A 13,561-nucleotide genomic window follows, 5' to 3' on the forward strand; every position below is an offset into this window, starting at 1 on the left:
TTGCAGAAAAGCATGTATAAACCAATTTGAGTTATGAAAGGAACTGTAATGAAAAAAACATTATCTATTTTTATATTAAGTATATTATTGTTAATAAGTTTAAGCGCATGCTCTAAAAATGAAAATAGATTTCCAGCTAACGGTGTATTAATCATTGGAGATGAGAAGCATACTACAACAGTTATGAATCGTTATAAGGAAAATACGAAAGAACAGGAAGCTTTTTCTGTGAAAACAGGTAGAGTTGACCAAAAAAGGGTGCTGATATTAAATGAATCTACTGCAAAAGCGATGATTAAAGCAAATATTTTTCGTAAAAGAGATCATTCATCTCTTTCTAAGCCTTTAGATAAGTTGCCGAATTTCCCAAAAGAAAGTTCACTTTTATTTATAAATGAAGAAGAAAAGAATATAAAAAGTATTGAAATAGAAGGACGAAAAATACCTGTTACATATGATAGTGATGCTTGGCTTGGCAATACTCGTAACTATGGAGCAATATGGTGTGTAATTGTGATGAAAAATAGTGTGTATGAAGAGATAAAAGTAAATGAAATGACTATGCAACTTCTACATCTGAAAAATTCTTTAGGGGATGAAAAACCTAAAATGTCGACAGATAATACATTGGTTAATGAAAAGGTAAAAGTAAGAAAGTTAATTAGAGATTTTGAGGAAGAAGTATCAATTCAATTTGTTACGATTGCAGAATGATTATACAAAAAGAGTTCTAGGTCGATAAGAAGCTTATCAGCCTGGAACTCTTTTTAAGTATGAACCATTTACATAACTTCATTTAATCGAGTCTCACTCGTGTCTTCAATCGCATTTGAATTTTGAACTGAATTATTTTGAGCTTCTTTTTCTTTACGAACTTTTTGTAGCATTTCAAGGATGATCCATAAAGGAACACCTTTATCTTTTAACATTTTCCATAAATCTAATTCGTTAAATTTATGCTCAGGCTGTTTCATTTCTTTTTCGGATGAACGAATATCGAACTTGATAGGATCATTTACTTTCTTACTTTCAAGTTTAGTAGAAGAGATAGTATTATGCTCAATATTAGATGGAGTTATTTTAGTAGGTTGAGACAATGTATGAATATTTGATCCGATTTGCATGATTTTTCCTCCTTTGAAGCAATGAGATTAGTTTTCTTATGGTTTTTAAATCTTTTTAACATGAGGAAACTATATCTAATTATAAATTCAAATAAACAGATTTACAAGTTGTATTGTAAAAAGTAAATATTTATCAACATTTGTATATGTTTTCTATATATACAACGTATATAAAATACTTTACATTATGTTTAAGTTATTAAAGCATGCTGTAAAGTAAAAAAATGTAAACGTTTTATTAGGGGGAGGAAGTATGGGGAAGTTATTTTTAAAAATATGTTTTTTTGCATTGATGACTGTATGTTCATTCGCCACGAAAGTAATTTACGCTGAAGAGAGTCAACAAAATAATTATCCGATCATTTTAGTAAACGGATTTGCCGGATGGGGTAGAGAGGAAATGCTAGGGGTTAAATATTGGGGTGGTGTGCATGATATACAGGAAGATTTGAAACGCAATGGTTATACAGTTCATACCGCAGCTGTTGGACCAGTTTCTAGTAACTGGGACCGTGCATGTGAATTATATGCCCAAATTAACGGTGGAACAGTAGACTACGGTGCCGCACATGCTGAGAAACATGGACATAATCGTTTTGGCAGAACTTATAGTGGTTTTGCGCCGAATTGGAGTGAAACAAATAAAGTTCATTTAGTTGGGCATAGCATGGGTGGGCAAACGATTAGAACATTAGTACAGCTATTAAAAGAAGGCAGTTTTGAAGAAAAAAATTATGTGAAAAATCACCCAAACACCAAAATATCACAACTATTTGAGGGCGAGAAATCATATGTTCATAGTGTTACAACATTAGCAACCCCTCACAACGGTACAACACTTGCGGATGGTAGTCTTCTACTACCGTTCGTTAAAGATTTACTCATTACAGCTGCAAGTTTAGGAGGAAACAGTAATTTATCATTATATGATTTCAAATTGGATCAATGGGGGTTAAAGAAGAATGCTGGAGAGTCCTCTTTACAATATACTGATCGTATTTTAAATAGTTCAATTTGGAAAAATACAAAAGATATAAGTCAATGGGATTTAAGTACTGATGGTGCAAAGGAGTTAAATACTTGGGTAAAGACGCAACCGAATGTGTATTACTTATCCTATAGTGGACATGCATCACAAGCGGCACCTATAACAGGTTTACATTTGCCTCATATAACGATGAATAAAGTGTTAATGGGGAATGCATTTTTCTTAGGCTCTTATGCGAGATATGAAGAAAACCGCCCATTAATTAATACTTCTTGGTGGCAAAATGATGGTGTAGTAAATACAAATTCTATGATTGCACCATCATCTAATGCAACTGTAAATAATAATGAGTCATTACAGATTGGAAAATGGAATCATATCGAAATGAAAGCAAATTGGGACCATCTCGACATGGTGGGATTAAGTATTTCAGACACGTTAGGTTTTTCTAACATTCAAGAGTTTTATAGAACAATTGCTGAAAAGCTATCACTTTTACCGAAATAGGTAATAATAAAGCGCTCTCGATGGAATTCGGGGGCGCTTTATATTATATTGAAAGAGGGATTTGGTAGAAAAATATGGGGGGATATTATGAAAATTAAAGTTGTATTATCAGGATATGGAACAGTAGGAAGAGAGTTTATAAAATTACTACATGAAAAATATTCATATATATATGAAACATATGGTATAGAGTTAGTTGTAAGTGGCGTATTAGGTAGAAATGTTGCAATACATAATGAGGATGGGTTATCTATTCAGGACTTATTAACGTATGGTAGCAGTAGCGCAGCAATTGAGAAGTATATAGAATATCATCCGGAGGAACGTGCAACAGATAACATAAGTGGTACAGTGCTGGTAGAATCAACAGTTACAAACCTTAAAGATGGAAATCCAGGGAAACAATATATAAAACAAGCGATTGAAAAACAAATGGATATAGTAGCAATTTCAAAAGGTGCGCTTGTTACAAACTGGAGAGAAATAAATGAAGCAGCAAGAATCGCAAATGTACGAATTCGATACAGTGGTGCAACTGCTGCGGCATTACCGACACTTGATATTGGGCAATTTAGTTTAGCGGGTTGCCATATTGAAAAAATAGAAGGAATATTAAACGGGACTACAAATTATATTCTTTCGAAAATGAATGAGGAAGATATTACGTTTGAAGAAGCACTGAAAGAAGCGCAAGGCAAAGGAATTGCTGAAACGAACCCAACATTAGATGTAAGTGGTTCTGATAGTGCGTGTAAATTGTTACTCTTGACAAACAGTTTAATGGGAGCAGAGAATATGCTTACCGATATACATATAAAAGGAATCGAACATGTTACAAAACAAGAAATTCAAAATGCTAAGGAACAAAATAAATATATTAAATTAATTGCTTCAGCAAATAAGGATAAGTATGGTAACGTGGTTCTTAATGTAGAACCGTCCGAAATAGACAGAGATCATCCGCTAGCAAAAGTAAATGGGGCGGAAAAAGGGATTACGTTCTTTACAGATACGATGGGGCAAGTTACTACAATTGGTGGTGCTTCTAATCCGCGAGGTGCTGCAGCTGCAGCTTTAAAAGATATAATTAACTTATATCGTAAAGATTTGTCACGTATGAACAGGTAGTAAAATTACCAATTGATTAAAGTTTCACTTTATAAAACCGTACCGCCCTTAATAAAAAATACATATGTAGTGGACCTTTTGAGAATGAAATAAATATGCAAAAATGATTGCAGGGGGTAAGGAATTGTTTAAAGATTTTAAAGTTGTGAAAGATCGTCCCGTTTATATTCAATTGAAAGATTATTTGAAAAAGATGATTATGAAAGGGCATTTGCTCGGGGATCAAAAAATCCCTTCAACAAGGGAACTAAGCGAATTACTAAGTGTGAGCAGAAATACTGTACTCGCTGCTTATGCCGATTTAGAGCAAGAAGGACTCATTTATGCAGTTAAAGGAAAAGGAAATTTTGTTGCGAAGGTTGATATTTCAAACACTTCGTCTGTTGAAATAGATTGGAAAAATAAACTTAATACAGTTACCTTATTAGCGGATGAATTAGATTTAATGAAACATGGTGTCCGCTGGGAAAAAGGAATGATTGTTTTTAATAGCATTGCTCCGGACGAAAAGCTATTTGACGTGGAAAATTTCAAAAGAGCTTTTCTTACTCGTATGTCCATTGAAGGTGATGTCGTATTAAACTACGGCTACGCAAAAGGTTATAGACCGTTAATGAACTATCTACTTCATTATATGGAAATGAAAGGTGTAGATATTTCAAATAAAGATATATTAATTACAAATGGATTTACCGAAGGATTGGATATTGTACTTTCCTCATTATCGAAGAAATCAGGGCGGGTTATTTGTGAGAATCCAACTCATCATGCTGCGTTGAAGCTTTTCCGTTTACATGGACTTGAAGTGCATGGAATAAATATGAATGAAGATGGCATTGATACGAATGAAGTAGAAAAAAGTTTGCGTAAAAAGGATTTTGATTTCGCGTATTTAATTCCTTCTTATCATAATCCAACTGGTATTGTCACGAGTTCGGAGAAAAGAACGGAACTGATGAGATTATTTTCAAAATATAAAATTCCTATTATAGAAGATGGATTTAATGAAGAACTACGTTATTCAGGTTCACATTTAGCACCATTATTAACTTTTGCTGGTGCTGGTAATAATGTGATTTATATTAGTAGCTTTTCGAAGGTACTTTTCCCTGGTTTACGTGTAGGATGGATTATTGCAGATAAAGAACTAATTCATCATTTAGAAAGTGTAAAAAGAGCAAGAACGATTCACACTTCTACGTTAGATCAAGCTGTTCTATTTCAATATTTACATGAAGGATATTTTGAAAAATATTTAAAAAAGGCAAGATCAGTTTATAAGAAAAAATATGAGTTAGCTGTTGGGGCATGTAACGAGTACATTCCGTTTCAAAGAATGACCGGTGATGGTGGCCTCCATTTATTTATAGAGTTAGAAGAAAAAATTCATGCCCGTACGCTTTTGCAAAAGTGTTATGAGCAAGGGGTTACTTTTTCTCCTGGAGATGTGTTTTATTCTGATGGAGGAGGAGCAACCACTTTTCGATTAGGATTTTCACGCCTGAAAGAAGAAGAAATAGTTCGTGGAATCAAAATAATCGGTGATACAATAAAAAACGAAATTTGGAGTTGAGGAAATGAGAATTGGCGTTATTATGGGAGGAGTATCCTCTGAAAAACAAGTATCAATTATGACTGGAAATGAAATGATTGCAAATTTAGATAAAAATAAATATGAGATAGTACCAATTACGTTAAATGAAAAAATGGATTTAATTGAAAAAGCAAAAGACATTGATTTTGCGTTGCTCGCATTACACGGAAAATACGGAGAAGACGGGACTGTTCAAGGAACGCTTGAAAGTTTAGGTATTCCGTATAGCGGGAGCAATATGTTATCTAGCGGTATATGTATGGATAAAAATATTTCGAAAAAGATTTTACGTTATGAAGGAATAGAAACACCAGATTGGATTGAACTTACAAAAATGGAGGATCTAAATCTTGATGAGTTAGATAAGTTAGGATTTCCATTAGTGGTAAAACCAAACTCTGGTGGCTCGAGTGTTGGGGTGAAAATTGTCTATGATAAAGACGAATTAATTTCAATGCTAGAAACTGTGTTTGAATGGGATTCTGAAGTAGTAATAGAGAAATATATAAAAGGTGATGAGATTACATGTTCCATTTTTGATGGTAAACAGTTACCTATTATTTCAATTCGACATGCAGCGGAGTTCTTTGATTACAATGCGAAATATGATGATGCAGGTACTATTGAAGAAGTTATTGAACTTCCAGCTGAATTAAAAGAACGTGTAAACAAAGCGTCACTGGCTTGCTATAAAGCATTAAAATGTAGTGTTTATGCAAGAGTTGATATGATGGTGAAAGACGGTATTCCATATGTAATGGAGGTTAATACATTACCAGGGATGACACAAGCAAGTCTACTACCAAAAAGTGCAGATGCAGCGGATATTCATTATAGCAAACTATTAGATATGATTATTGAAACTTCATTAAGAGTAAGGGAAGAAGAAGGGTTTTAAGTAGCATATCATGAATACTTTTGACAGTAACATGAAGTGTGTTATGATGAATACAATACGATAATTAAATATTTATCCACTAGGGGGGCCTATTATAGGCTGAGATCAAATGGGAATTTGAGACTCTTAGTACCTGATCTGGTTAATGCCAGCGTAGGGAAGTGGAAAAGACATTGCTATTTTATGTATAAATACTGTCAATTTCACTTTCTTTACGCCTGTAAAGAAAGTTTTTTTATTTTAAAGCGTTAATAGCTGTGGATAAATACTTAATACTTATATTAAATGAATTATTGGAGGAATTTAAATGAATTTTTCACAATTATTGCGTAAAGAAGTTGATTCAATTTGGGAAGCTAGTTTTCATCATCCTTTTGTAAAAAAACTTGGTGAAGGAACGTTAGATTTAGCTAGTTTTCGCTATTATGTGCTTCAAGATTCATATTATTTAAGTCACTTTGCTAGAGTACAAACATTAGGAGCTGCAAAAGCACTGGAATTAGAAACGACAGCTCGTATGGCACACCATGCCCAAAATACATATGAGGCGGAATTATCATTACATGAGAATTTTGCGAAGAAACTAGGAATAACACAAGAAGAAAAAGAAAATTTTATCCCTGCTCCAACTGCATACGCATATACTTCACATATGTATCGTGCTGCGTACGAAGGACATTTAGGAGATATCATTGCAGCAATTTTACCTTGCTATTGGTTATATTATGAAATTGGTGAGCGTTTAAAAGAGTGTCAGCCAGAAGAGAAAATTTATAACGATTGGATTTCTGCTTATGGATCCGATTGGTTCCGAACATTAGTTGAAGAGCAAATTGCACGGTTAGATACTATCGCTGAAAAAGTAACTGAATCAGACCGTAAGCGAATGAAACAACATTTTATTATTAGTAGTCAATATGAATATTCATTTTGGGATATGGCTTATACATTAGAAAAGTGGCCAGTGGATACAGATGTAAAAGATGTAATTGGATAATGAGTAGAGGTATTGCTATACACAGGTATGAATAATACCTATGTATATGATTTCACAAAAGAAGTTTGCCAAAAGACGCATCAACCTAAATGCGTCTTTTTCCAATTTATAAAAATGAGCCCATGGAAAAAATAACCTAAAAATAGGTGCATAAACAAGGTGCATCATCTAGTGATAAGTCATACTTTGTTGGTGTATGTATTGAACTTAGTTTATAGCGCTATTTCTACTTAGATTTAACGAACAGGGATATAAGCAAGCATCGATGAGGTTGTATTTTATAAACGGAGGTTATGAAAATGAATCAGTTTCAACAAGAACTACAAGCGTTAAGCCTTAATGATTACCGGTCTGGAGATATTGTGTATTGGGACCCGCAAAACCAATATCCATATTACTATATTGAAGATACTGCTCGTCGCTGTGGTGGTTGTGGTCGTTGCGGAGGTTGTGGCGGTCGTTGTGGTGGGTTCCGTTGTATTGGCTGCTTCGGTTGTTTTGGCTGTGGCGGCTGTGGCGGCTGTGGTACTTGTGGTGGTTGTTCTAATTGTTTTAGTGGTTTTAATGGTACTACTGATACAACTGGTACTATTGTAACATATGAATATTGATAAGAGAAAAAAGAATCCATTAGTGAAGCATTATATAATTTTTATTAAAGAATTTAATAAAAACACATGTAGCATTCAAGTGAAAGAATGATATTTAGATATTTAGGTGTAAATCAAGATGAGATAGATAAAGCAATGACTAGATTTAAAATCGAATCATTGCTTTTTTCTTATGTTTTTACCATCAAAAATCTGTCTAATTAAGGGATCAATTGTGGATTGATAAAGAAATTATTACAAATACGTAAGGTTAGTGTAATGTTAATCGATAGTAAATTAAGAGGATTAAGTGTATTTTAAATAGGATTAAAGAGTACTGTTTATCTATATAATATAAGATAAATAATATTTAATTAGGAAGTGTATTAAAATGATTGAATTTAAATCTATTATCCATTCGTACAAATTAAAGAGAAAAATAGCTAAAGATTTATACGGAAAAAGAGATGAATTGACACTGTTATTAAATGAATTTAATAATATGAAATGTACAGTAACATCTGAAAAAAAGAAAAATAATATATTATCTCATTTACAATTAATCTATCAAAATATGAAATTAGATAAGCAGTATCCTATTCCATTTGCTTTTAATAATAAATTATTGGAGCAATTAGAAAAAGAATCTCTACATACTATTGAAGATGGTGTAAGATGTCTACATTTCATGTTAGAGATGAATTATGAGAAAATAAAACAATATGGATCGAGTACAAGTAGGTCATTTGTTCCGTTATCACAGTCTTCCATTTGTCTTGCTGATTGTATTTGTTTTACAGGATTTGTATTAGGTTTACTAGGAGCAATTTCATTTGGAGGATTCATGTTATCTATATGTTCAATTACATAATGGTTGATATTTGTAAGGAGAGCACCGACTTAAGGTGTTCTTTTTTAGTTTTATTGTAAAACTATGGTATTAAAATAAAGATTTTAGGGTGCTGTATAAGCGATTAAATGTCATTCTTGATGAAAAAGATGCTCTTCGAAAAGAGTTAAGTATTGAAAATATTCGAGGTCCTCAAAAAATAAAAAGACTTACTTGCAAAAGAACATATCGCGGAAACAAAGTTACGTTTGGAAGCGGAAGATGCACTTAAACTCATGCAAAATCAGCTTCAATCTCGTGAGGAAGATTACAACTCGTTACTCAATGAATTTAATGCGATTGCGGAAAAGAACCACGAATTAGAGCGTGATTTTCAAAAGATGCATATCAATGTACGTGCCGCAGAAGAGACAACCGTATAAGAACGAGAACACAGTCTTGAGTTACAAGGTAGATCACAAGCGCTCGGTATAGTACTCAAAGCAGTCAGGGGGATGGTATGAAACTTACTAAAGAAGAACGAAAAGAGCTCACATACCAAATCGGTGACATTATCGAACAGAAATGTAAACGTTGTTATTGCAATCGTACATCAAACGAATGTTTAAGTGTGAATGAGTGTAAAGTATGCCCGATTGATGAAGAATTATGCCAGCTGGGTAGATATTTTGATACACAGCCGAAAAAGAATGGTGGACCAAGAAGGGAAGTGCCGAGTGGTTTAACACCTGAGGCTGTTAGGAATTTAAATATACAAGATATGCCGGTAGCCCCTCGTATATCGGGAAAAAGAAAAAGCAATGGAAAAGAGCGGGTATTTGGAAAGGGCCAACTGATATGAGAGAAATCAAAAGGGGTGGAGCGAATGTTTGAAATAGTTGATGTGAAAGCCATGACGGATGATGAGTTTTTTTAAAAATATAAAAAGCTAGTTTATAAGTTTGTATGGGAAAAGTACGCTCGAATTTGGAGTCTATTAAAAGTAATATAGGTTTAGAAATAGAGGATTTAATTCAATGTGGCATGATTGGATTACTTGAAGCAAGAGAAGACTTTGATTCTGCATATGGGTGCAAGTTCTCTACTTTAGCGATTATAAATAATCAAAAAGTCAAAGTAACGCGAGAAATATTCTACTTAAAAGGCAGAGTTATTAGAGGGGAATTAGCAGAAGAAAAACCAGAATTCATCAGTCAGCTATTAGGTGTATCTGTTGAGAATGTGGAAGAAGCTTTGCGATATCAGCAAATTCCAAGCTCTTTACATGACGTAACATTTTCATCAGAAAATGATCTAACCCTAGAGCAAATGCTTGTAGATGAAAGCTTAATAGGTAAAACAGAAGAAATTGATGAAAAGATAGTAATGTGTTCTTTTATAAATACATTACCAGATAGAGAGTTAATGATTTGGGATATGTAGTCAAACCATATGTCACAGGGGAATATCGGAAAGCGTGTAGCGGTTACTCAAACTCAAATTAGGTGGATTCTAAAATAGATTAATCCAAAAGTTGCAACTTTTGGAAGGGCGCAGGGGGTTGCAAAGTAGTATCAATTTTGAAAGTTATACAGAGAGGTGGAGTTGCATTATGTTTTGGTTAGGATGCTTTTTAGGATACATTGGTAATAGAGTGGTGAATAATTAAATGCTGAAGGAGTAAAAGAAAAAGAATCCTATATAAAAAGGACTCTTTTCGGTAATTTAACAATAATCGTCGGATTCACAGTAATATTCATCGCAAGAATTACCTTGATTATTGCAACAGATGCAAAATGTTTTTTGGACAAATAAACTAACTCCACTGGCAGGACCCTCATGTTTTGTAAGAGTAAGGCTTTGGAAATCTTCAACCTGAAATATTTTTGTTTGAACGGGTTGTAATGTGGTGGTAATTGGTCTATTAGATCCTCTTGTTAGAATAGTTACGTCAACAGGTGCACTCATCCCAATAACAAATAATTGAATTAATGTTTTATTGTGGTTGTTAGTGAAATCCTCAAATACTGTTTGTGGAGTGTTATCTAGAAGGTCAATAACTAAAGGTATATTTCCATTTCTATTTTCTTCAGCACCAGCAATTGTATGAGTCCTAACAGAACAATTATTGTTTTGAAGTTTCGGATTGGATTGTTTTTTATAAATTTTTTTACCATTTTTATAAAAATAATCAGCCATACGAATTTCATCCTCCTTATCTTTAGTTGTCCATATATGTTATTTGAGAAATAGAAATTATGATTGGATTAATTCAATAAAACAAAAAAATGAGGCTTTGAATATATATTTCTGGTTGGTTATATAAAGAAAAAAGAGCACATATTTAATATGTGCTCTTGAAAGAGGAAAACCCTATGAGTATTAGATAGTACATCATATGCTTGTCCGACTAAAAGGTTAAAAGTTTTTAATAAAATCGCTATGTTGTTAAAAAAAGAGAAGCGCTTAATCAGGACGCTTCTCTTAATGCCAATATACAATAACTATTCCATTATAATGTATAAACGTAAAATATTTAACAATTAGCTATGTGGTAAAAATTTCATTTTATGTTAGTTTAAAACCACAAAGAGCACTTAATTAAGTGCTCTCGTGACGAGATTTATTTTGTAATGACTATTTCAATTTATAAAGAAAGGAACACAGAATATTATATGTGAGTGCGGTTAATTGTGTTCGTTTTTTACAAACAAAGAGCAGCTAGCAAAAGCTAACTGCTCCAATCATGGAATATGGTTCGAAATGGGTTGTCTATAGTATTGACGGAATATTGAGTTTTATTCAGAGCACCTAAAGGTTTTCTTTTTAACTTAATCCATATCCCACAAACAAAATAATGGCTAAAAATACAGATAATGAAAATGTCAGAAAGACTGTTAATATGCTCCTGAGCATCGCTTTCCAGTTGTTTATTTTAGAGAATCCTATCATACCAACAAAAAAAGTTCCTAGTGTTAAAACTAGTAAAACGAATAAAGGATGAAAATATATTGTATTCATAATAGATTCATTCATTTTAGGTGACCATACTTCAAGATATAAAAAGAATAAAGCAACACAAATAAATGAAAAAATAAAAGACCAGAAGTTTATAGTATGTTTCATGATTGCCCCTTTATTAATATGATGTTTTTCACTAAATTTTAGCAAATTCTAAATAGAATTAAAACAAAATAATCCATTTAAAGTGAGGTAGAGGAAAATGAAAGCTAACGTAAAGCTTTTAGGTGATGGTGGGATGTTGGGAATGGAGTTTAAGGAAAGAACGATTCATGTTTATAACACAGAAGGCAATGTGATGGAATTACTTTCAACAAAAGAACAGGTTCAAGAGGCTATCGACTTTCTTGAAGAATGTAAAATGGAAATGAAGTAAAAGTTCAATAGAGTAGATTGAACGGAGGGAAACCGTATCGTATAAATCAAAAGGAAATTGCAGATAAGGAAATAAGCATTATGTATGAGCGTAGCTTTACCTATGTTGGAAAACTCGAGAAGAAGTAGGTATGTGAAGGGAAATGGAAAGGTCCAACTAATATGAGAGAAATCAAAAAAGGCTAGGATTTCTCCTAGCACCCAAGCATAAGTCGTATAGAAAGCAAGCATTGTGCAAATCGGATATTTGTAAGTTCAGTATATAACGTTTATTGGGTGGGTAGGTTGAATCATATCAATCTTTACGTAAATTTTATATGGTATTGAAGATTTTGATAAAGACCAAATTTGAATTTCATTAAAAAAAGACACCGCTTCCAGTGTCCCAAATTACTATGAGAGTTTTATGAGGAAACTTAAATAGGTGAATTTAAGCTACTCTGTAAAATATGAAACTGCAATTAGAAAATCACGTATTTTTTAAAGGAGTTAATGGGTATTTGTATGTGCCGAAATCCTTATTAAAAACATCCTGTACTAATTGGATAGTTTCATGATCATAAAAACTATCGTATGTTGGGAGGCGTGGGAATAAGGGATCAGTAATATCAGCATCTGCAAAATTCCCTTTAAAAATCGCCCTGTCCTTCTGATGATGCCATGATTTGGTTAGTATGTGTAAAGGAGAAGTTTTTAGTTGATATATTTGTTCAAGGCGCACAATTTCAGTAGAGAAATTTTCAAGGTAGATATACTTTGTAACAAACTCCTCCTCACCTGGTTCATACTGCTGCATTAAATGTGGATCTACTTGTTCTAAATTTATCATTTGTGCTTTTAAGTAGTAGAGAAAGATTTTAAATGAAATAGGTTTATTACAAAATTCATTACCATAATAAAAATTCCGAATAGGATTCCATGCTGGATTTTCTATGTAAGGAGGAGCAATTAATGAGAAGAATGAACTTACAGCTCTTGTATATGGGTTTCTTACTAACTTATAGGTATCTTTTTCTTTTGAATATAAAGCTGCAGCTAATTCAATAAAGTAGTCCGAGGAGTTTTTGTATATTTCATTTTCATAATTATGGATGAAAGAATCGTATTTTATAGCTTGTTTAAATAAATTTATTTGATAAAAAAACCAATGTGCAAGAGAGGTACAGCCACTTTTTTGACTCCAAAATAAAATTAAAGGGAAGTTAGAATTAAAGAGGGGGACGCGTCCGTATTTAATAATATTTGCAAAAGACATAGTTATCCTCCATTCAGTTATGTCAATTATGTTTAGTGTATGAATAGAGAACTTGATATATGAACAAGAGAAGTAGAATAGATAGTTTAAAATAATATAATTTTAAAATAAAAGCGTTATTTTGTACGAGAATCTGTATACCTATAAACAAACATAGCAGGCAACTGACTAGATTGCCCGCTATGTTCATACACTGCACGGAGGAGTGCCTTCCGTTTTGAAAGAGCGAAGCCCAGGGAGAGAGCGTTCAGATGT

General features: G+C 32.9%; 15 protein-coding genes, 2 pseudogenes and 1 riboswitch. Of the genes and pseudogenes, 13 read left to right on the forward strand and 4 right to left on the reverse strand.

Translation table 11 applies throughout. The features are described 5' to 3' along the window. The first annotated feature begins 48 nt into the window (after positions 1–48). On the forward strand, positions 49–714 hold the full coding sequence (locus AC2CGR_RS08015; RefSeq protein WP_131102224.1) for a lipoprotein BA_5634 family protein: 666 nt from the start codon (positions 49–51) through the stop codon (positions 712–714). Positions 715–782: 68 nt separating this feature from the next. Here AC2CGR_RS08015 and AC2CGR_RS08020 read toward each other — a convergent pair whose 3' ends face one another. Next, entirely contained in the window at positions 783–1,124 is a 342-nt protein-coding gene (locus AC2CGR_RS08020; protein WP_087965163.1) for a DUF3914 domain-containing protein, read from the reverse strand. A gap of 253 nt (positions 1,125–1,377) precedes the next feature. On the opposite strand from AC2CGR_RS08020, the gene AC2CGR_RS08025 reads away from it, so the two are divergent. From AC2CGR_RS08025 to AC2CGR_RS08075, 11 genes and pseudogenes are all read left to right on the forward strand, one after another. Next, on the forward strand, positions 1,378–2,619 hold the full coding sequence (locus AC2CGR_RS08025) for an esterase/lipase family protein (protein ID WP_131102226.1): 1,242 nt from the start codon (positions 1,378–1,380) through the stop codon (positions 2,617–2,619). A gap of 87 nt (positions 2,620–2,706) precedes the next feature. Then, on the forward strand, positions 2,707–3,747 hold the full coding sequence (locus AC2CGR_RS08030; RefSeq protein WP_484480721.1) for a homoserine dehydrogenase: 1,041 nt from the start codon (positions 2,707–2,709) through the stop codon (positions 3,745–3,747). 124 nt (positions 3,748–3,871) lie between these two features. After that, entirely contained in the window at positions 3,872–5,320 is a 1,449-nt protein-coding gene (pdxR, locus tag AC2CGR_RS08035; protein WP_071716402.1) for a MocR-like pyridoxine biosynthesis transcription factor PdxR, read from the forward strand. A gap of 4 nt (positions 5,321–5,324) precedes the next feature. Continuing rightward, the gene (gene ddlB, locus AC2CGR_RS08040) at positions 5,325–6,239 is read left to right on the forward strand and encodes a D-alanine--D-alanine ligase (RefSeq protein ID WP_071716401.1); all 915 of its coding nucleotides are present in this window, start codon (positions 5,325–5,327) and stop codon (positions 6,237–6,239) included. A 71-nt stretch (positions 6,240–6,310) separates the two neighbouring features. After that, positions 6,311–6,416: riboswitch (TPP riboswitch) on the forward strand. 130 nt (positions 6,417–6,546) lie between these two features. Continuing rightward, positions 6,547–7,236, forward strand: a complete 690-nt coding sequence (tenA, locus tag AC2CGR_RS08045; RefSeq protein ID WP_484480722.1) for a thiaminase II — start codon at positions 6,547–6,549, stop codon at positions 7,234–7,236. Between the two features lie 293 nt (positions 7,237–7,529). Further along, positions 7,530–7,847, forward strand: coding sequence for a heterocycloanthracin/sonorensin family bacteriocin (locus AC2CGR_RS08050; RefSeq protein WP_484480723.1), 318 nt, complete (start codon positions 7,530–7,532; stop codon positions 7,845–7,847). A 72-nt stretch (positions 7,848–7,919) separates the two neighbouring features. Beyond that, positions 7,920–8,051, forward strand: a pseudogene (locus AC2CGR_RS08055) (site-specific integrase); the annotation flags it as partial. A 166-nt stretch (positions 8,052–8,217) separates the two neighbouring features. Further along, positions 8,218–8,697 (forward strand): homoserine dehydrogenase, encoded by a 480-nt coding sequence (locus tag AC2CGR_RS08060; RefSeq protein ID WP_205687602.1) that lies wholly within the window; start codon positions 8,218–8,220, stop codon positions 8,695–8,697. A gap of 227 nt (positions 8,698–8,924) precedes the next feature. Beyond that, positions 8,925–9,098, forward strand: a complete 174-nt coding sequence (locus tag AC2CGR_RS08065; protein WP_254797766.1) for a hypothetical protein — start codon at positions 8,925–8,927, stop codon at positions 9,096–9,098. Positions 9,099–9,175: 77 nt separating this feature from the next. Then, positions 9,176–9,549, forward strand: a pseudogene (locus AC2CGR_RS08070) (hypothetical protein). Between the two features lie 72 nt (positions 9,550–9,621). After that, the gene (locus tag AC2CGR_RS08075; RefSeq protein ID WP_270185183.1) at positions 9,622–10,098 is read left to right on the forward strand and encodes a sigma factor; all 477 of its coding nucleotides are present in this window, start codon (positions 9,622–9,624) and stop codon (positions 10,096–10,098) included. Between the two features lie 282 nt (positions 10,099–10,380). On the opposite strand, the gene AC2CGR_RS08080 is transcribed toward AC2CGR_RS08075, so the two are convergent. Beyond that, positions 10,381–10,854: a hypothetical protein gene (locus AC2CGR_RS08080; RefSeq protein ID WP_042515060.1), complete on the reverse strand. Its 474-nt coding sequence runs from the start codon at positions 10,852–10,854 to the stop codon at positions 10,381–10,383. 627 nt (positions 10,855–11,481) lie between these two features. Continuing rightward, positions 11,482–11,781, reverse strand: coding sequence for a hypothetical protein (locus AC2CGR_RS08085; RefSeq protein ID WP_071716397.1), 300 nt, complete (start codon positions 11,779–11,781; stop codon positions 11,482–11,484). 97 nt (positions 11,782–11,878) lie between these two features. Here AC2CGR_RS08085 and AC2CGR_RS08090 point away from each other — a divergent pair, with 97 nt between their 5' ends. After that, a complete protein-coding gene (locus AC2CGR_RS08090; RefSeq protein WP_165507131.1) occupies positions 11,879–12,052 on the forward strand; it encodes a hypothetical protein in 174 nt (57 codons plus the stop codon). Positions 12,053–12,520: 468 nt separating this feature from the next. On the opposite strand, the gene AC2CGR_RS08095 is transcribed toward AC2CGR_RS08090, so the two are convergent. Continuing rightward, positions 12,521–13,306, reverse strand: coding sequence for a sulfotransferase family 2 domain-containing protein (locus tag AC2CGR_RS08095; RefSeq protein ID WP_071716396.1), 786 nt, complete (start codon positions 13,304–13,306; stop codon positions 12,521–12,523). Positions 13,307–13,561: the final 255 nt, after the last annotated feature.

This window comes from Bacillus sp. LSHTCR4, from assembly GCF_057197025.1.